Raw genomic sequence first — 19,983 nt, forward strand, 5'->3', positions numbered from 1 at the left:
TAAAACACAAAAAAAATGCATCAATTTACTATCGGAATCGAAGAAGAATATCAAATTATTGATGTTGAGAGCAGGGATCTTGTCTCTCATGTTTCGAAAATCATTGAAGGCGGAAAAGCGGTTTTAAGTGAAAATTTAAAACACGAAATGCATGAATCCATGATCGAGATGGAAACCGGCATTTGTCAGAATATACAGGAAGCCAAAGCAGAGCTTACCAATTTAAGAAGACACCTTATCAACACAGCCCACGAACAGGGACTTCGCGTTTCAGGAGGGGGTACACACCCGTTTTCAAATTGGGAACATAATACGATCACCAACGGAGAACGTTATATCAAGATCGTGGATGATATGGGTGATGTAGCACGGGGAAATCTTATTTTCGGACTTCACGTTCATATCGGGATTCCGAATCGTGAGGAAGGCGTAAGGATTCAAAATGTAATGCGTTATTTTCTGCCTCACGTATATGCCCTTTCCACGAATTCTCCTTTTTGGATCGGAAGAAACACCGGGTTTAAGTCTTACAGACAGGAAATTTTTGTAAAATTCCCGAGAACAGGAATACCAAGCTACTTTAATTCCCTTGCCGAGTTTGACAGCTATGTGGATCTTCTGGTAAAAACAGGAACGATAGATAATGCCAAAAAGATCTGGTGGGATCTTCGTGTACACCCGTTCTACCCTACCATTGAATTCAGGATCTGTGACATGCCGCTAAGAATTGACGAAACGGTTTGTTTGGCAGCTATTATGCAGAGCCTTGTAGCCAAGATATATAAACTTCATCAGCAGAATTTAAGTTTCAGAAGCTATAGAAGGCTCTTGCTTAACGAAAATAAATGGAGGGCTTCCAAAAGCGGAATCGAAGCTCACCTGATCGATTTCGGGAAAGAAGAATCCGTGCCTTATCCTGACCTTTTAAAAGAACTCCTTGAATTTATTGATGATGTAGTGGATGAGCTGGGATGCAGAAAAGAAGTGGAATATGCCTGGACAATCCTTGAAAACGGAACCGGAGCTGACCGACAGCTTAAAGTATTCAATGAAACAGGGGATCTTGCCAAGGTTGTAGACTATATGATCTCAGAAACTGAGTTTGGCATAACACATGGCGAAACGGCTTCATAATTTTTTTGGTAACTTTGCAGGAAATTAGAAGTAAGTATGAAAGATATTAGAATCGCTTTGTTGGATATGAACAACAATCATGTCAATCAGGGTTTCCGAAACATTAAAGAAATTTCTGAAGCGTTCCAGCTAAGTTCTGATGAGAATGTAACCATTAAAACGTTCGATGTAAGGCATAAAAATGAAATTCCGAATATTGAGGATTTTGATATTTTTATTTCTTCGGGAGGTCCCGGAACGCCGCACAGGGAAGGTTTTGAATGGGAAGATAAATTTGCGAATTTTCTGGATACGGTTTTCGAACACAATAAATACAACGAGGATAAAAAGTATCTGTTCCTAATATGCCACTCATTCCAGTTGGCGAGTATTCATTGGGATCTGGGTAATATATGCAAAAGAAAATCTTATTCTTTCGGAGTAATGCCGGTTCATAAAACAGAAGAAGGCGAACAGGAGTTTTTATTCAGAAACCTTCCGGATCCTTTTTATGCTGTGGATTCAAGAGCGTACCAGTTTATTGAACCCAACTATGAGCGTTTTGAAGAATTGGGAATGAAGATCGTGGCGATCGAAAAATTCCGTCCGCACATCAATTTAGAGAGGGCGGTAATGGCTATTCGTTTTTCTGATGAGATCTTTGGAACACAGTTCCATCCTGAGGCCAACCCTGCAGGCATGGTCGAAAACCTGAAGGATGAAAAGAACAAGGAAGCCATGATAGAAAATTTCGGAATGGAAAAGTATCTTGAAACCTTAGACAGAATGGATGATGAAGATAAGATTATCCTTACCCAGGCTCAGATACTTCCAAGATTTTTACAGTTTGCCAAAAAGAACATTTTAAAAGGGTTTGCTGTAATGGCTTAGAAGCTTAGCTTAATAAAATAGGTACTTCATGAACTACGAAGCATCTAAAAAATAAACTATTTAAATACAGAAATCGAGCAAATTTGCTCGATTTTTTAAAATCACAAAGAAAAAATTATGATACCAAAATACCGGAAACAATTTAACCAGGAATTCACTTACGAAAAATACGATCAGTTTAAACAGATACTGAAGCAAAAAAGCGGCTTAGAGCCTGCTTTCAGAATTTCTGAAAGCCCGATCTTCCTTACAAAAGAATTTGAAGGCAAACTTATTGATGCCTGTGAGAGCATTATAGACCAGATCAAATCCTTACCTCCTGAAACACTGGATAAGTCCATCCCTGAAAACTGTAAAGTTCCCAATGATACGAAACAGCCTCATTTCCTTACGATAGATTTTGGTATCTGCAAAAATGAAAAAGGTGAAATAGAACCGCAGCTTATAGAACTGCAGGCTTTCCCGTCTCTGTATGCCTTCCAGCAGGTGTATGAAGATACATTCTGCGAATTGTATCCTTTCCTCAATGAGATCAGGAATAAAATGCCTTACGAGGAATTAAGAAACTACCTGAAAGAGGTAATCGTTGGGGATGAGGATCCTGAAAATGTCATTCTTTTAGAAATTTTCCCGGAGAGGCAGAAAACAGGCATTGATTTTGCGCTTACCGAAAGGTTATTAGGAATTAAAACGGTCTGCCTGACCAAAGTAAAAAAACAGGGAAACAAACTCTACTATGAGAATGACGGAAAACTTATAGAGATTAAAAGGATCTATAACCGTGTGATCTTTGATGAGCTGGACAGGATCCCGGATCTTACCACTGAATTTGATTTCCGTGATGATATTGATATAAAATGGATCACCCATCCGAACTGGTTCTTTAAGGTTTCAAAATTCCTTTTACCATTATTGCAACATCAGTTTATTCCAAAAAGCTATTTCCTGCATGAGTTCCCGGAAAATGAAAACCTTGAGAATTTTGTTTTAAAACCCTTATTCTCCTTTGCAGGAAGCGGAGTTAACCTGAACCCGACAAAGGAGGTTACAGACGCCATTGAAGATAAAGAAAACTACATTTTACAGAGAAAAGTAACCTATGAACCAATTCTTGAGGATATCAACGGTGAATTTTCAAAAGCAGAAATCCGTTTGTTATATATCTGGAAAGAAAATGACGAAAGACCTGTTCTTCTTGAAAATCTTGGAAGAATGACCAAAGCAGCTATGGTGAATGTAGATTTCAATAAGAAAGATGCTATCTGGATCGGAGGTTCCAATGCCTTTTTTGGTGAAGAATAAAATCTGATTTATATAATTTAGATGCTTCGACTTTGCTCAGCATGACACAGAATAATTGATAAAAGATAATTGATGAACGATAAATCACTTCTCATCTAAAATTTAAAATCTATAATTTATAATTTCCCTGTCATGCTGAGCAAAGTCGAAGCATCTAAAAAACTAAGATAATATGGAAGAACAATCAGCATTTGAAGAGTTTGATGTAAAAACCGGTCCCATACGGAGAAGAAGCCTGCTCCCGTTATGGATCAAGATATTTTTATGGATATTTTTGATCATGGGAAGCATTGCTGTTTTGATCTTCCTGTGCGGGCTTTTTATGGACGATGTAGAATTATCAATTTATGGCATTGAGGCTAATCATCCTTATACAATCTCCGGACTTATCGTTAGTATTTTAATGATCTGCAAAGGCATTGTGGCTTACGGACTCTGGTTTGAACAGGATTGGGCCCCAAAAGCAGCAATCATTGACGCTGTTGCAGGTATTATTATATGCTCGGCTATGATGATGATTATTCCTTTCATCTCCGATGCGATTAAGTTTAGCATCAGGCTGGAATTGATTCCTTTGATTTTCTATCTGATAGATATGCGGAAAATAGAAAAAAAATGGAATAGAGTCTAAAAAAATAAAACCTCCGAAAATTCGGAGGTTTTTTTATGATGCAATATTGCGTTTAAATCTTATTGTCTTCCTGCAACTCTCTTGTCTGGTATTCCTGCACAAGATCGATCGCATTAGAGATCACATCGCTTAAGGCCGTGATAAAAGTGCCTTCTTCCGCCATGCTCATCGCATGCTTTAAGGCCTCGATCTCTTTTGGAATAATTTCATAGCTCACATCTCTTCCCGAAGACTGTATTCCCTCAATGATCAGCCCGTTGATCTCTTCTTCCGTTCTTCCGCGAAGATGTTTTTCGTTTCTGATGATGATATTATCGAACATCCTTCCGGCGATCTTTCCGCAAAGTTTGATATCTTCATCCCTTCTGTCTCCAACTCCTGAAATAATACCAATCTTCTTAGTAGCTTCTATATTTTTGAGGAAATCTTCAATGGCTTCATATCCCGCAGGGTTATGGGCAAAATCGATGAGTACCTTGAAATTTTTGAATTTGAAAATATTCAGTCTTCCCGGGGTAAGCTGGGCACTTGGAATGAATGTCCTCAATGAATTGGAAATATCTTCAATGCCAAAACCATAAAGATAAGACGCCAGACTGGCTGCCAGAACATTCTGGATCATAAATTTGGCTTTTCCTTCCATAGTGATCGGGAAATCCTTTGCCTTTCCTATTCTGATCTTCCAGTCTCCTTTTTTAATGGTTACAAAACCTTCTTCATATACACAGGTAATTTTCCCTTCCTTTGCAAATTTCCTGATGTGAGGATTATTCTCATCCATACTGAAAATGGCCACATTACTGTCCAGTTCATTCAGGATTTTCATAGAATATTCATCATCTGCGTTCATCACACTCCATCCGTTTTTCTTTACGCTGTCCAGAACCACTCTTTTTACTTTTGCAAGGTCTTTCAGGTTATGAATGTCATTCAGTCCCAAGTGATCTTCCTTGATATTCGTCAGAACACCGATATCACATTGTGAAAATCCTAATCCGGCACGCAAAATCCCTCCCCTTGCAGTTTCCAGAACAGCAAATTCCACGGTAGGGTCTTTTAAGATAAATTCTGCAGAAAGCGGGCCTGTGGTATCCCCTTTGGAAAGCATTGTATTTTGTATATAGATCCCGTCTGAAGTAGTAAAGCCCACTCTATAGCCATTACTTTTAACGATATGGGAAATCAATCTTGTTGTCGTTGTTTTACCGTTAGTTCCGGTAACCGCAATGATTGGAATGGTATAAGGTTTTCCCGGCGGATACAACATATCCACCACCGGAGCGGCAACGTTTCTTGGCAGTCCTTCACTTGGGGCCAGGTGCATCCTGAAACCCGGTGCTGCATTCACTTCAATAATGGCTCCTCCGCTTTCTTTCAAAGGCTGGGTAAGATTTTCCGCCATAATATCGATTCCGCAGACATCAAGCCCGATGATCTTGGATATTCTTTCTGCCATCGTTACATTCTCGGGATGCACCATATCGGTCACGTCAATAGAAGTTCCGCCTGTAGAAAGATTTGCCGTCGATTTTAAATAAACCACCTCTCCTTTTTGAGGAACGGTTTCAAGAGTATATTGTAATTTTTCAAGAAGTTCCAGGGTATCTTTATCCACTTCGATCTCCGTTAAGACATTTTCATGGCCATATCCCCTTCTCGGGTCCTTATTTTCTTTTTCTATCAGCTTTTCAAGATTCAGTTCACCGTCTCCCACAACGTGAGCAGGAACTCTCCTTGCCGCTGCAACCATTTTATTATTGATCACCAACACCCTGAAATCATATCCGGTAATATATTTTTCAACAATTACTTTTCTGGAATATTTCTGGGCATGCTGCAGGCCAATTTTGGCAGCTTCCCAATCATTTACATTGATCGAAGAACCTTTCCCATGATTTCCGTCCAAAGGTTTCAAAACGATGGGGTATCCTATCTTCCGGATTACTCTCTCCAAATCTTCTTCATCCACGATCAGATCTCCTAACGGAACAGGAATAGCAGCATCATGCAGCATTCTTTTCGTAAGCTCTTTATTACAGGCAATATCAACGGCAATAGAACTTGTTTTCCCGGTAATGGTAGCCTGAAACCTTTGTTGGTTTACCCCATACCCCAGCTGTACTAAAGAATTGGTCCCTAACCTTATCCACGGAATCCTCCTGGAAACAGCTTCTTCCACAATACTTCCCGTTGAAGGGCCTAAACGTACCCTTTCCCTGATCTCTTTCAGTTTCTGGATACAGGCATTCAGATCGTAATCTTTTCCTTCAACCAAAGCTTCCGCAATTTTTACAGCCTGTTCGGCAGCATAAATACCTGCATTTTCTTCCAGATAATTGAATACTACATTGTAAACTCCGGGACTTTTAGTCTCCCGGGTTCTTCCGAATCCCACATCCATTCCCGCCAGGGTCTGGATCTCTAAAGCAACATGCTCAATAACATGTCCCATCCAGGTTCCAGTTTCTACCCTGTGGAAGAAACCTCCTTCCACTCCTTCGGAGCATCTGTGTGTGATTAAGGATGGCATCAGTTTTTCTATCCGTTCCCGGAAACCTTCGATTTTATTGGTAGGGAAATCTTCCATTTCTTCAAGATCAAGCCTCATCTGTATCAGCTTTTTCCTTCTTATACTCCAAATATTAGGTCCGCGTAAAGCCTGTATCTTTTCGATTTTCATAGTCAATTTGCATTTTTCCTGATTAATAATACTCTCTTCTAAAATCAAATATAATACAAAAGCGTAAAAAAAACTATAACCTGCTTAAAGATTTCCTAAAAAAGAAATAAATATGATCAATAATTCCAAAACACCCTGAAATTCAGTTAAAATATTGTTGAAATATAGTTAACATTTAATTTTTTTTTAAATTTGCATACTATGATGAAACCTGTTGGAAAATTAATTATTATCGGAGGTGCTGTAAACAAAGGAAGCTTTACGGAAACCGATTTTGACCAGAATATAGAAAAAAACCTTAACTTCTTTGAAAGAGGTATCTTAAGAAAGATTATCAATGAGTCTAAAAACAAAGAAAATTCGGTCATAGAGGTTATTACTACCGCCTCACAAATCCCTCAAATAGTAGGTACGGAATATAAAAAAGCATTCGAGTTTCTGGGTGCCAAAAATGTAAATATTCTTGATATCCATAACCGTGAAGAAGCCAATTCTGATGCTATGGTCGCAAGAGCCAGTGCCGCCGATGTGGTCATGTTCACCGGCGGGGATCAGCTGAGACTGACGTCTATCCTTGGCGGGACGAGATTTCATGATACCATTTTACTGAAATACCAGGAGGAGGACTTTATTTATTCCGGGACTTCTGCCGGCGCTGCTGCTGCTTCTGAAAACATGATCTATCAGGGAAGCAGTTCTGAGGCTCTGCTCAAGGGAGAGATCAAAACGACACAGGGCTTAGGCCTTATTGACAACGTTATTATTGATACTCATTTCGTGCAAAGAGGAAGGATCGGACGTCTTTTCCAGGCAGTGGTTAATAATCCAAGGACATTAGGAATTGGTTTGGGAGAAGATACCGGGCTTTTCATTCATAATGATGTGATGACTGCTATTGGTTCCGGGCTTGTCATTATTGTAGACGGAAGATTTATTAAAGACACCAATCTTACCAATATCAATCTGGGTGAGCCTATCTCCATTGATAATTTAACAGTGCACGTAATGTCAATGAATGATCATTATGATCTGGCAACCCGGGCACTGACGATCGAAAACTCCCAGTTCAATCCCGTACCTCAGGACCGGTAAGCTAAATCATGTTCAGGCATAAAGGGAAAACCCGGACTTATTACCATAACCTGCATATAGCCTGCTTATTATCTTTTGTAGCCGGAATCGTAAATGTAGCCGGGTATTTGTCTGTGCAAACCCTTACCACTAATGTAACAGGGCATTTTGCCTTTTTTATTGATGAAATATTTAGTCTTAGATTCTGGAAGGGTTCTATTTATTTTTTCTATATCCTGTTTTTCTTTATGGGGTCATTTATTTCTAATTTTATCACAGAAATAATTTCCAGAAAAAACAGTCAGTATATATATGTAATCCCTACTTTAATGGAAAGCATTATTTTATTATCTACCGGAATATGGGGAAGCTATTTTATAAAATACAATCCTGTACTGCTGTCTTTTCTATTATTATTTGCTATGGGCATGCAGAATTCACTGGTAACTACAATATCTAATGCCAGTGTGAGAACTACTCATTTAACAGGGCTGTTTACTGATTTGGGCATTGAGCTTTCGCAACTCTTTTTTTATAAAGAAGAGAAAAGAAAAAGACTCCTTTCATCCATTAGGCTTAGAGTTTCTATTATTAGTTTTTTCTTTTTAGGGGGTATTACCGGCGGAGTCCTTTATGGTTCTATTGCTTTGGCAATCCTTATTCTGGCCGGTATAATATTATTATTGGGATTAATATACGATTATATAAAAATTGGTTATCTTGTGTACAAAAAACATCATCATTAATGAAATTAATAATACACGGTGGTTTCTTTTCAGAAAGCGATCAGAGTAATGAAGTAAAAACGGCCAAACAAAATTCTTTAAAAAAAATAGCTCAGCAGGCTTTTGAATATCTCAGATCCCATTCTGCATTGGATACGGCAGCCTATGCTGTTTCTCTTTTGGAAGACGATAAGCTTTATAATGCCGGGATCGGCTCGCAGATCCAGAGTGACGGAATTATCCGGATGAGTGCATCCCTTATGGATGGTGAAACACAAAAACTGAGCGGGGTTATCAATATTCAGGATGTAAAGAACCCGATTTTTGTGGCTAAAGAATTAATGAAGGAAGATGACCGGGTTTTAGGAGGAAGCGGGGCCAAAAACTATGCTTCTGGACACGGTTTTGAAGATTTCTCGACAGAAATTCCCCAAAGAAGAAAAGAATATGAAGCCAAACTTAGTAATGGCGGAAAAGGTACGGTAGGCTGTGTTGCCCTCGATGGAGATGGAAAGCTGGCTGTAGCTACCTCTACAGGAGGAAAAGGGTTTGAAATTCCGGGAAGGATCTCAGATTCTGCCACTGTGGCCGGGAATTATGCTAATTCTCTCTGCGCGGTAAGTTGTACGGGCGTTGGAGAGGATATTGTAAGCAATGCTACCGCTTCAAAGATTGTAACCCGAGTAACTGATGGAATGAACCTGAAAGATGCTTTTGACAAAACTTTTGATGAACTGAAAGCCATTGACGGGTTTGCCGGTGCCATTGCCATAGACAAAGAGGGTAATATCTATCATAAAGACTCCTATCCCACGATGGTTTTTGCTAGTTTTGACGGAGACAACTTTGAGGTCTTCCAATAATTTTAACATTATTTTATAATTCTTATTTATTTTTTTGGCACGTATTTTACATATGAATACATAACAAATTTTAATATTATTAATTTTAAAAATTAGAAATCATGGGAAATAAAACAAATGGATTATTGGCTTTATTAGGTTTAGGAGCTTTAGCCTACTGGAAGTATAAAAAATCGACTCCTGAAGAGCAGCAGGCTGTTAAAGATAAGATCAACACAGCTAAGGACAACCTTAATAAGTGGGGAAATGATCTTAAAAACAAGGCTAATGAAGTAGCTTCTCAGGTTCAGAATAAAGTAGACGAAGCTAAAACAAAAGCTGAAGATTCTTTGAATTAAGACTTAGTTTTTTAACATTCATATATAAAAGTCATCATAACTGCACACTATGATGACTTTTTTTGTGCTTTCAATGCATATACCATAGGTATTTTATTGCCAAACTGAGGGATCCTCCATTTTCCTTTTTCAAACTCATCTACATATTTAAAACACGGATATGGCGACCAGTCGAATTCCTGAAAATTCTCAAGTTCCATCTCTTTATCAATCAAGTTTTGCAGGACTTCTGACAAAGAATGGTTCCACATGACGTATTCCTGAACAATATCTGCCGAAAAGTCAGCATATGTTCCTTCATATGTTTCCATGATCGGCTTTTCATTGAAATAATTATAATGAATTCCTTTAAAATCATCATCGAACATCCAGATTACCGGATGAAATTCTGCCATAACAAATCTTCCTCCGGGTTTTAAGAAATGATCAATCACTCCGGCCCATTTTTCCAGATCAGGAAGCCAGCCAACGGTTCCGTAACTGGTAAAAACAATATCAAACTTCTGATCTAAAACAGTAGGAAGATCATATATATCTGAGCAGATAAATTCAGTATCTGTACCGCATTGTTGAGCCAGATATTTTGCCGCATCAACAGCCTTATCAGACAAATCTATTCCAGTAGCTTTTGCTCCAAGCCTTGACAATGAGATCGTATCCTGTCCAAAATGGCATTGTAGATGCAGAATACTTTTTCCTTTTACATCTCCTAAAAGTTCCAGTTCAATTGAATTTAAAGATGTTCTTCCTTTCAGGAATTCATCCACAAAATAGAAATCCGATTTCAAATGCGGTTCTACTTTGGCATTCCATGAGTTTTTGTTGATCTCTAAATAGTTTTTCATAGTTAAATAAATTAAATCTGGTGATTATATAATTTAAACTTTATCTCATCCAGCCCTGGACAATATAGTTTTTAGTAAATAATTTCCTTTCCGGTTTATTCAATTGATCCGGTTTAAACCAAACCTCAATCCTGCTTCCATAAAAATCACCCCAATCTCCTTCATATATGGTGAAATCATTTTTAAGCTCAAACCTTTTCAATGTATCTGCGGGATTAAAAACGAACATTTCAGTACGGTTTTTTACACTTTTTTCAGAAAGAAGCTTATTTTTAGTTACTTCAAATACTTTTAAATAAATCTTGCCTTTTTCAATGTTATTTAAATATACGTCATACTTATATATCCCAGGTTGAGAATAATCATATAGAACCAAATCCTGTTTATCCACTTTAGGTGTTGGCTTATTTTCTTCATATGGGATTTCCAAAGGCTTTTCAAATTTTATATTTTCCGGGATGTCCAGGTTATTGGCAAAAAAATCATACGGATAAAAAATTAAAGCAAAAGAGTACCAACAATAAACTACTGCTCCCAAAACTATAGTAAAGAAGGTTTGCAATATTCCGTTCAGATATTCTTTTCTAAGAATACGAATAATTCCTCCAATACCTACCATCAGAAAAAAAATAAACGGCAGAAAAAAAGAGAGATAAAGTATGTATTGGCTGGGAATTGAAAGCCCATAAAAACAAAGAATACTTATAAGTACACCTATAACAATTAAGTGATACCATTTTTTATTAAGTATTTTCCACATTTTATGCTACAATTTTTCAAGCAGCTTTTTCTTCTGCTCAATAAATTCTTCTTCTGTTATCACTCCATTTTCTTTAAGTCTGCCTAATTGTTCCAGTTGATCTAAAACAGTTGGCTCGGATTTAGCCTGAAAATATTCTTTGGGGCGGGACATGAAATCCCTCACTTTTTCACAGAATAATTCCGCTTCGTATTTTCCTACCCCGTCGATCTCAACAATATTTCCGGAAATGTAAACATCTATGGAAGCGAGCATAAATTCCGTTTCGTATTGTATGGAGGTTACTTTATCATAAGAAAAGTCTTCTACTTTTAATCCGTACAGGAATTCCTTATCGATGAAGATCAATCGTCGGTCTGTAGCCACCAAAAGGATATGATGATTGGATGGCTTATTTCTTCCTTCCACCAGATAGACGATCTTTTCATCTGCTGAAAGAACATTCGGCAGTTCACGGATCTCTTTTCTGGCAAAGAAGGTAGGATTTATATCTAATTTTTCAAGTTCTTCTCTTATTTCGTCAAGTCTTGATTTTTCACTCATTATTTAGTTTTTAGCGTTTTATTTTAAAAATTCCTCCAAAGAAATCGTTTTCTGTGCTCCGGCCTCAAGGTCTTTATAGGTAACCGTTCTGTTTCTGATCTCTTCTTCGCCTAAGAAAACAAGATTCTTTATACCTTTCTTTTCCGCATAGCTGAATTGTTTCCCCAGTTTGGCATTTTCAGGATACAGTTCTGCTGAAATCCCTTTTTCTCTTAATTGAAGGATCAGTTTTAAAGCTTCCAAAGTTTCTTCCCCACCGAAATTGGCAAATAAATACTCTACTTTTGACGCAGCTTCTTCAGGGAAAAGACCTAATTCTTCTACCACCAGGTAGATCCTGTCTAATCCAAACGAAATCCCGATCCCCGGAATATTTTTCACTCCAAAAACCTCTGTAAGGTTATCATACCTTCCACCACCTCCAATGGAACCCATCTGAACTTCATCTGCTTTCACCTCAAAGATCGCTCCCGTATAATAATCCAGACCTCTTGCCAGGGTAATATCAAAAACAAGATTCTGAATATCCACACCAAGGCTCAAAGATTGGGTAAGCACAAATTCCAGTTCCTCCACTCCTTTTAAACCGATCTCATTTCCTCCAAATTTTTCCTTGAGTTGGAGAAGGTTTTCCAATGCATCATCAGATTGGCTGAACAAGAACTCAAGTTTGTCAATGGATTCCTGAGCAATCCCCCTTTCCAGCAATTCTTTTACAACTCCATCTTTTCCTATTTTATCAAGTTTATCAAGAGCTACCGTAAAATCAATCAGCTTATTAGTAATTCCTGCATATTCAGCTAGACCTGAAAGGATCTTTCTATTGTTTAAATGAATGGTAACCGGGACTTTAAGATCCGAAAATGATTTAAGGTATAACTGTATGAGATCTACTTCCTGCAGCAGGCTTTCGCTTCCTACCACATCGGCATCACACTGATAAAACTCCCTAAATCGGCCTTTCTGGGGACGATCTGCCCTCCAAACCGGTTGAATCTGATATCTTTTGTAAGGAAATGTTAACTGCCCGTGGTTCATGGCCACAAACCTTGCAAAAGGTACGGTAAGATCATATCTAAGAGCCTTGTCTGAAATTTGAGAAGTAAGTTTTTGATGGTTTTTATTTTCCCAGTCTTCCTGATTCACTTTAGAAGTATAATCCCCTGAATTTAAAATTTTAAAGATCAGGCGGTCTCCTTCTTCTCCATATTTCCCCGTCAGTGTCGAAAGATTTTCAAAGCTTGGGGTTTCCAACGGCTGGAATCCGAATAACTCGAAGTTTTTCTGCAAAGTATTGATAATATATCTTCTCCTTGAAACTTCTAGTGCTGTAAAATCTCTTGTCCCTTTTGCTAAGCTTGGCTTCATTTATAATTGATAAATAATATGATTAATATTTGATAAGTATTGCAAAAATAAGGAATTGAAAAGACTTTTGGTACATTAAAAAAGCCAAAGAAGTAATCTTCTCCGGCTTCCTTTTTTAATCATTTGTGTTATGAATAGGTCTTTTCAGACATTTTCCAGAATTTCAAGGATCTCTTCTCCATAATTTTCTATCTTATGCTTGCCAAAACCTTTAATATCCAACAATTCTTCTTTTCTGGCTGGTTTATACTTAGCTACAGATATCAATTCTTTATTACTGGCTATAAAATATGAAGGAAGATTTTGTTCTTTGGCTTTTTCTGATCTCCAGTATTTCAAGGCATCCAGTATTTTCTCTTCATCACTATTCAACGGGTCATTATCGGCTGAATACTTTACACTTTTGGTCTCTCTGACACTGGCTACCGGCTTAATTTCTTCAAAATAAAGCATAACCGACCAATAATTTTCACTGCCTACAAAAGCCGTTTCCACTTTTATGATCTCATGGCTTTCCAGAAAATCATCCAAAGATCTCTGATCCATACGCAGGAAGTCCTCAGATAATCTTATTTTAAAAACTTTTGTTTTCATCATCTGTGTTTTTAATTGTTAAAATTTATTTACCGCCCAAAAGCAGGATCTCATCTACTCTTATCTCTGTAATATACCTTTTTACTCCGTCCTTATCATCATAAGAACGATAGGTAAGTTTTCCTTCTATGGCAATTTCTTTTCCTTTAGGAACATATTTCTGGAAGATCTCTGCTGCCTTTCCGAAAGCTACCAGATTATGCCATTGTGTTTCTTCCACTTTTTCACCTTTTGCGTTAGTGTAGTGATCGCTGGTTGCCAGAGATACGCTTGCTTTTATATTTCCGTTATCGAAGTTTACTATTTCAACTTCTTTACCTGTGTGCCCTATAAGGGTTACTTTGTTTCTTAGTGACATAGCATTTAAATTTTTAAGATTAATATTCAGATAAGAGACGTTCACTGATTTCTCAAATCTCTGCAACAAAGATGCGGGAACAGGAAAATCAGAGTCGGTATAAAACTATTTAAATTCATTTGTAGTCGTTTGCAAACGGATATTTTCTTATCTTTGAGATCATGTGTTTCGGAATAGATCAACAGATTATGATGAAAATGGCATTTACACCCACCCTTTTTTAGAAAATTTAATTCAAATAATAGTTAAAAAAGACTAAATGAAGAAGACCATAAAAAGAACATTCAGGGTTTCAAAGTATGTGATTTACAAAGAAACTCTTGTTGATTACAAAGAACATTTCTGGTCATTTCTGGGAGCGTTTTTCGGAATAGGGATCATTGCTTTTATTCAATCTCATTCCTTATCTGCAACAGAAAATATATTTCTGATCGGTTCTTTCGGAGCCTCCAGTGTTTTGATCTATGGTGCGATCCAGAGTCCGTTGGCACAGCCTAGAAACCTGATAGGCGGACATGTGATCTCGGCACTCGTAGGGGTAACTGTTTTTAAGATAATCCCTGACGTTCTCTGGCTTTCCGCATCTTTGGCCGTAGCCCTTTCCATTGTTTTGATGCAATATACAAAGACTTTACATCCGCCGGGTGGGGCAACAGCTCTGATCGCAGTGAGTTCAACAGGAAAAATTCCTGAGTTGGGTTATTGGTATGTTATCTCTCCTGTTCTTTCAGGATGCATCATTCTCCTGGTCGTAGCCTTGATCTTTAATAACATGACCTCCAACCGAGACTACCCTACCCACAGCAGATTAAAAAGATTACTGAAGAAAAAACATACACACAAAATGAAAAAATAGAAATTATGAATTGTCTCGAATGTGGCGAAAAAATAATTGGCCGGTCAGATAAAAAGTTCTGTAATGATGCCTGCCGTAATGCCTATAACAATAAACAGAATAAGGATTCCAGTAATCTGATGCGGAATATCAATAATAAGCTCCGCAGGAATTACCGCATCCTAAGGGAAACCAATACAGAAGGCAAAACTAAAATTTTGAAATCCAAACTGGATGGCTTAGGTTTTGATTTTGATTATTTTACCAATCTGAAAGTATATAAAAACGGATCCGAATATAGATTCATCTATGATTATGGCTATAAACTGTTGGATGATGATTTTATATTGATTGTGAAAAATCAGGGATAATAACACACAAACTAAACATTATGAAAGAAGTGGTTTTGATTACCGGAGCCGGCGGCATGATCGCAAAGGAACTGGCAAAAAAAATTGATAAAGAATATACTGTCAGATTCTTAACGCGAAGAAAAAAACAGGATAATGAATATGAATGGGACATCAGCCAAGGAACTATTGATGAATCTGCCTTTGAAGGTGTAGCACATATCATTCATTTAGCCGGAGCCAATATTTCTGAAAAACGCTGGACGAATGAACGGAAAAAAGAATTGATCTCCAGCAGAACAGATTCCGCCAGACTGCTTTTAAATACTGTGAAAAAGAAAGGCATTAAGCTAAAATCATTTATTTCAGCTTCGGGAGTGAACGCTTACGGAACTCTGACCACTGAAAAAATTTATATTGAAGAAGACCCGTTCGGTAATGATTTTCTAAGTGAAGTGGTGGCTGTTTGGGAGCAATCCGCCGATCAGTTTTTGGAAGAAAACGGAGCCGAAAGAATTGTAAAAATACGAACAGCCGTTGTTCTCTCCGAAAAAGATGGTGCTTTGAAGAAAATGGTACCGACTATAAATAGTTACATTGGTTCCCCATTAGGAAGCGGAAAGCAGTATATGCCCTGGATCCATGTGAAAGACATCTGCTCGATCTATGAATTTGCTTTGAAAGATTCTCATATAAAAGGAGCTTATAATGCGGTTTCACCTCAGCATATCACCAATAAAGAGCTTACAAAAAGTATAGCAGAAGTCTTAAAGAAACCTTTATGGATGCCTAATGTTCCTGCTTTTGTTTTGAAACTGATCTTCGGAGAATTGGCAACAGCGTTGCTGGAAGGTTCACGGATATCTTCCCGGAAAATTCAGGATGCCGGATTCAGGTTTGAATTTCCGGATCTGAAAGGAGCTTTGGAAGATTTATTGAGAAAGAAGAAGAATTAAAAAAATAAATATATGAGACCCCGATTTTCAATCATTTTTTGTTTATTACTGTTTATCACGGCTTTTGGCCAGAAGAAAGAAACACTCAATGCAAAGGATAAAGCTATTGCCGAGCACTTTAAGAACGATTACAAAAAGAAGAATTATAAAAAATTTGCCGGAAAGATTACCGTAAAAGACAACAAGGTACAGTTTGATGACAAAGTGATGCTTTATGATCAATCTGATAAGTTAACGGCTTTACTCTTACGGGAAGGTCTAATTTACCCACAGCTTTTAACGGATTATCAGATGGACAAGTTTCTGGATGAAACGGAGGATAAAACACAGAAAAGATTCTTAAAGCTTCAGAAAGATCCCAGAACTTCCTTTGACGTTAATAATGTAAAATTAACAGAAGCCTCTGAATTAACTTTCCTGAGCTCAAACCCTCATGTTAAAAGGTTTAAAGTGCTATGTAGAGACAACAGGATTTCCAGTACTCTTACCTATTTCATCGAGCTTACCAACAAAAATGCTACGGACAAAACTTCAACGGAGGATTTTATTAAAAACTCGAAACTAACTTATATTTATCAGAGAACGGAATAAGTTTTATTAATGATTAATTTCGCAAAAGATCATGAAATAGTAAGCCTTATAATTGATTTTCTAGTTTTATAAATTTTGTCCTTAACTTCCCAACAACAAGAAATATTCCCTACATTTGTTCTGAAAACAGTTCTTTAACATCCTTCATCAAACAGAAGAGGTTTTACTTAACGTAGATTAATAGGGAATCGTGTGAAAATCACGAGCTGTCGCGCAACTGTAAGTAACGTACCAAAGGTTTTTGTCCCAGTATATCCACTGCCATAAGCGGGAAGGATGACAAACACCGTTATAAGCCAGGAGACCTGCCTGTTCTGAATTGACAATGCTTTCGCGGTCTGAAGCTTAAGGTCATACAGATGATACTTTTGAACGTATTTGGTTTAAAATTTTAGCTTGATTTAATTTTAAACGTAAAGATTTTTATAATGACTTCTTAATTTTTTAAGGAGCAAAGAAATATGATCGATCACTATGAAGCTTATCCATAAGCATTCACTCCATAAAATCAATGAAATTGATACTTCTTTGCCTTACTGAATAAAAAAGAATTTTAATTAAAACTTTGCGTCAAAAAATAAAATTAATTTTTAACTGTTAGAAATTGAGATTTTTAAGCTTTCCTTAATTAATCTCAACAACTTAAATTTTCTTTATGGTTAAATTTTAAAACTATTTTGAGCCATCTTAATATTAATTAGAAAACTACGTTACAGTATCGCCTTGTTCCTCAAAATTCTTTCCCGGCTGCATTGCGAAGCATTCTAAAGAGCTTTTAAAAATCATTGTTTAATTTAAAAGTTTAAAGAACATGCGAACGCACATTCTTGGCTATCCGCGTATTGGTAGCAACAGAGAACTCAAAAAAGCCTGCGAGCAGTATTGGTCAGGCAAAACATCATTACAGGAACTTCTAAAGGTGGGAGAAACCATCTGCCGGCAAAATTGGAAACTTCAGCAGGAAGCCGGAATCGACCTGATCCCCTGCAACGATTTTTCTTATTATGACCAGGTTCTGGATATGACACTCACAGTGGGAGCCATTCCGGAACGTTATCAGGAAATTGCCTCAAAACAGTCAGGTCCGGAGCTTGACCTGTATTTTGCTATGGCAAGAGGATATCAGAAAGAAGGTTTAGACATCACCGCAATGGAAATGACCAAATGGTTTGACACCAATTATCACTACATCGTCCCTGAATTCCGAAAAGATCAGCCATTCAGATTATTTTCGCACAAAATCATGAATGAATTCGTAAGCGCAAAGCAAACCGGCGTCAATGCAAAACCCGTAATTATAGGGCCTTTGACCTATCTTTTATTAGGAAAAGAGAAGGAAAACGGTTTTGATAAGCTGGACCTGATCCAAAATTTATTACCTGTTTATGCTGAAATTTTAAAAGAACTACAAAATTATGGAGCTCAATGGATCCAATTCGAGGAATCGTTTCTGGCGTTGGATCTCAATGAAAAAGCCAAAGAAACCTATGAATGGGCCTATAGTGAGATCAGGAAACAGTTCCCGGACCTGAAATTCATCGTTACCACCTATTTCGATGGTCTGAAAGATAATCTTTCATTAGCCGCCTCACTTCCCGTTGATGTCCTGCATATCGATCTGGTACGCTGTCCTGAACAATTGGATGAGGTTTTAAGTATCATTCCTGAGACATTAAGCCTCTCCTTAGGTATTGTAGACGGGAGGAATATCTGGAAAAATGATTTTGAAAGGTCTTTACATTTTATCGAAAAAGCAATCAGTAAAATTGGTTCCGAAAGAGTATTCATTGCCCCTTCCTGTTCATTGCTACACTCTCCTTTCGACCTTGATCTGGAGCAGAACGAAAAAATATTATCCCCGGAAGTTAAACAATGGATGGCCTTTGCCAAACAAAAAGTTTATGAGATCGTTTCCCTAAAAAAGTTAGCTTCAGGAAATGCAGATTATCCGGCATTACACCAATATGCTGAAAATAAAAAAGCGTCCTCCCTACGCAAGACCTCTGCATTGATCCATAATCAGGAGGTAAAAAATCGTGTAGATATTATAACTGAAGAAGATTCCCAAAGAAAGAGCCCGTTCAATGTAAGGAAAGAAGCACAGCAAAAAGTATTGCAGCTCCCTTTGTTTCCAACTACGACTATCGGCTCCTTTCCACAGACAAAAGAAGTGAGGAGCTGGAGATCAAAATTCAAAAAAGGGGAACTGGCCTCCGAACAGTATGACCACCTGCTTAAAAAGGAAACTGAAAGGACTATCCGCTGGCAGGAAGAAATCGGGATCGATGTGCTGGTACATGGCGAATTTGAACGTAATGATATGGTGGAATACTTCGGGGAGCAGCTTGAAGGATTCTCATTCACTCAAAACGGGTGGGTACAGAGCTACGGAAGCCGTTGCGTAAAGCCACCGGTAATCTTTGGAGATGTTCACAGGCCGTACCCGATGACTGTTTACTGGTCTCAATACGCCCAGTCCTTAACAAAAAAATGGGTAAAAGGCATGCTAACCGGACCTGTTACGATCCTTCAATGGTCTTTTGTCCGTAACGATCAGCCCCGTTCAGTAACCTGTAAGCAGATCGCACTGGCCATTCGCGATGAGGTGAATGACCTGGAAAAAGCAGGCATCAGGATTATCCAGATAGATGAACCGGCAATACGGGAAGGCCTTCCGTTAAGAAAAGCGGACTGGCAGAATTACCTGAAATGGGCGGTTGAAGCCTTCAGGATCTCAGCGGGAGGTGTTGAGGATGCTACGCAGATCCATACTCATATGTGTTATTCTGAATTCAATGATATTATTCAGAATATTGCAGAAATGGATGCTGATGTCATCACAATAGAATGCTCGAGAAGCCAGATGGAACTATTGAACGCTTTTGCAGACTTCAAATACCCGAATGAAATTGGCCCCGGAGTTTATGATATACATTCACCAAGGGTTCCTTCAAAAGAAGAAATGCTGGAACTGCTGAAGAAAGCCCAAACCGTAATTCCTGCTCAACAGCTTTGGGTAAACCCCGACTGTGGATTAAAAACACGGCATTGGGACGAAACCGAAAAAGCTTTGACTGCAATGGTAGAAGCTTCAAAGGAAGCTGGTGCAGCTTATGTCACACGGGAGAAATTAAAAGATCACTGGTCTTAATTCTTAATAGGGAAGCAG

At 38.0% G+C, this 19,983-nt stretch carries 20 protein-coding genes and 1 riboswitch; of the genes, 13 read left to right on the forward strand and 7 right to left on the reverse strand.

Features of this window, described 5'->3' with window-relative positions; all coding sequences use genetic code 11:
* The first annotated feature begins 15 nt into the window (after nt 1-15).
* The 4 genes from HNP38_RS04645 (at nt 16) to HNP38_RS04660 (ending at nt 3,937) form a co-directional block, all read left to right on the forward strand.
* Nucleotides 16-1,134 carry a carboxylate-amine ligase gene (locus HNP38_RS04645; RefSeq protein ID WP_184185176.1) on the forward strand — a complete coding sequence of 373 codons (1,119 nt, stop codon included), beginning with the start codon at nt 16-18 and terminating at the stop codon, nt 1,132-1,134.
* A 36-nt stretch (nt 1,135-1,170) separates the two neighbouring features.
* Nucleotides 1,171-2,004, forward strand: a complete 834-nt coding sequence (locus HNP38_RS04650) for a type 1 glutamine amidotransferase (protein WP_184185179.1) — start codon at nt 1,171-1,173, stop codon at nt 2,002-2,004.
* Nucleotides 2,005-2,121: 117 nt separating this feature from the next.
* Nucleotides 2,122-3,306 carry a hypothetical protein gene (locus HNP38_RS04655; protein WP_184185182.1) on the forward strand — a complete coding sequence of 395 codons (1,185 nt, stop codon included), beginning with the start codon at nt 2,122-2,124 and terminating at the stop codon, nt 3,304-3,306.
* A gap of 172 nt (nt 3,307-3,478) precedes the next feature.
* On the forward strand, nt 3,479-3,937 hold the full coding sequence (locus HNP38_RS04660; RefSeq protein WP_184185185.1) for a hypothetical protein: 459 nt from the start codon (nt 3,479-3,481) through the stop codon (nt 3,935-3,937).
* Nucleotides 3,938-3,989: 52 nt separating this feature from the next.
* On the opposite strand, the gene cphA is transcribed toward HNP38_RS04660, so the two are convergent.
* Nucleotides 3,990-6,617 carry a cyanophycin synthetase gene (gene cphA / locus HNP38_RS04665; RefSeq protein ID WP_184185188.1) on the reverse strand — a complete coding sequence of 876 codons (2,628 nt, stop codon included), beginning with the start codon at nt 6,615-6,617 and terminating at the stop codon, nt 3,990-3,992.
* Between the two features lie 204 nt (nt 6,618-6,821).
* Here cphA and HNP38_RS04670 point away from each other — a divergent pair, with 204 nt between their 5' ends.
* The 4 genes from HNP38_RS04670 to HNP38_RS04685 all read left to right on the forward strand — a co-directional run bounded on the left by HNP38_RS04670 (nt 6,822) and on the right by HNP38_RS04685 (nt 9,614).
* A complete protein-coding gene (locus HNP38_RS04670; RefSeq protein WP_184187577.1) occupies nt 6,822-7,709 on the forward strand; it encodes a cyanophycinase in 888 nt (295 codons plus the stop codon).
* Nucleotides 7,710-7,717: 8 nt separating this feature from the next.
* Nucleotides 7,718-8,434: a YoaK family protein gene (locus HNP38_RS04675; protein WP_184185191.1), complete on the forward strand. Its 717-nt coding sequence runs from the start codon at nt 7,718-7,720 to the stop codon at nt 8,432-8,434.
* A complete protein-coding gene (locus HNP38_RS04680; protein ID WP_184185194.1) occupies nt 8,434-9,276 on the forward strand; it encodes an isoaspartyl peptidase/L-asparaginase in 843 nt (280 codons plus the stop codon). The genes HNP38_RS04675 and HNP38_RS04680 overlap by 1 nt, the downstream gene beginning before the upstream one ends.
* Nucleotides 9,277-9,377: 101 nt before the next feature.
* Complete coding sequence (locus HNP38_RS04685) at nt 9,378-9,614, forward strand: YtxH domain-containing protein (RefSeq protein WP_184185197.1); 237 nt, start codon at nt 9,378-9,380, stop codon at nt 9,612-9,614.
* Between the two features lie 47 nt (nt 9,615-9,661).
* Here HNP38_RS04685 and HNP38_RS04690 read toward each other — a convergent pair whose 3' ends face one another.
* The 6 genes from HNP38_RS04690 to HNP38_RS04715 form a co-directional block, all read right to left on the reverse strand.
* A complete protein-coding gene (locus tag HNP38_RS04690; RefSeq protein WP_184185200.1) occupies nt 9,662-10,459 on the reverse strand; it encodes a class I SAM-dependent methyltransferase in 798 nt (265 codons plus the stop codon).
* Between the two features lie 40 nt (nt 10,460-10,499).
* Entirely contained in the window at nt 10,500-11,078 is a 579-nt protein-coding gene (locus tag HNP38_RS04695; RefSeq protein WP_184185203.1) for a hypothetical protein, read from the reverse strand.
* A gap of 147 nt (nt 11,079-11,225) precedes the next feature.
* Nucleotides 11,226-11,762 carry a PH domain-containing protein gene (locus tag HNP38_RS04700; protein WP_184185206.1) on the reverse strand — a complete coding sequence of 179 codons (537 nt, stop codon included), beginning with the start codon at nt 11,760-11,762 and terminating at the stop codon, nt 11,226-11,228.
* An 18-nt stretch (nt 11,763-11,780) separates the two neighbouring features.
* Entirely contained in the window at nt 11,781-13,130 is a 1,350-nt protein-coding gene (gene hisS / locus HNP38_RS04705) for a histidine--tRNA ligase (RefSeq protein ID WP_184185209.1), read from the reverse strand.
* Nucleotides 13,131-13,274: 144 nt separating this feature from the next.
* Nucleotides 13,275-13,724: an HRDC domain-containing protein gene (locus tag HNP38_RS04710; RefSeq protein WP_184187580.1), complete on the reverse strand. Its 450-nt coding sequence runs from the start codon at nt 13,722-13,724 to the stop codon at nt 13,275-13,277.
* A gap of 25 nt (nt 13,725-13,749) precedes the next feature.
* Nucleotides 13,750-14,082, reverse strand: a complete 333-nt coding sequence (locus tag HNP38_RS04715; protein WP_184185212.1) for a single-stranded DNA-binding protein — start codon at nt 14,080-14,082, stop codon at nt 13,750-13,752.
* Nucleotides 14,083-14,341: 259 nt separating this feature from the next.
* Here HNP38_RS04715 and HNP38_RS04720 point away from each other — a divergent pair, with 259 nt between their 5' ends.
* From HNP38_RS04720 to metE, 5 genes are all read left to right on the forward strand, one after another.
* A complete protein-coding gene (locus HNP38_RS04720) occupies nt 14,342-14,938 on the forward strand; it encodes an HPP family protein (RefSeq protein WP_184185215.1) in 597 nt (198 codons plus the stop codon).
* Between the two features lie 5 nt (nt 14,939-14,943).
* A complete protein-coding gene (locus HNP38_RS04725) occupies nt 14,944-15,288 on the forward strand; it encodes a hypothetical protein (protein ID WP_184185218.1) in 345 nt (114 codons plus the stop codon).
* A 20-nt stretch (nt 15,289-15,308) separates the two neighbouring features.
* Nucleotides 15,309-16,223 carry a TIGR01777 family oxidoreductase gene (locus HNP38_RS04730; RefSeq protein WP_184185221.1) on the forward strand — a complete coding sequence of 305 codons (915 nt, stop codon included), beginning with the start codon at nt 15,309-15,311 and terminating at the stop codon, nt 16,221-16,223.
* 12 nt (nt 16,224-16,235) lie between these two features.
* Complete coding sequence (locus tag HNP38_RS04735; protein WP_184185224.1) at nt 16,236-16,814, forward strand: hypothetical protein; 579 nt, start codon at nt 16,236-16,238, stop codon at nt 16,812-16,814.
* Nucleotides 16,815-16,955: 141 nt separating this feature from the next.
* A riboswitch (cobalamin riboswitch) is annotated at nt 16,956-17,142 on the forward strand.
* A 483-nt stretch (nt 17,143-17,625) separates the two neighbouring features.
* Entirely contained in the window at nt 17,626-19,965 is a 2,340-nt protein-coding gene (gene metE / locus HNP38_RS04740; RefSeq protein ID WP_184185226.1) for a 5-methyltetrahydropteroyltriglutamate--homocysteine S-methyltransferase, read from the forward strand.
* Nucleotides 19,966-19,983: the final 18 nt, after the last annotated feature.

This window comes from Chryseobacterium defluvii (assembly GCF_014204415.1).
GTDB classification, from domain to species: domain Bacteria; phylum Bacteroidota; class Bacteroidia; order Flavobacteriales; family Weeksellaceae; genus Chryseobacterium; species Chryseobacterium defluvii_A.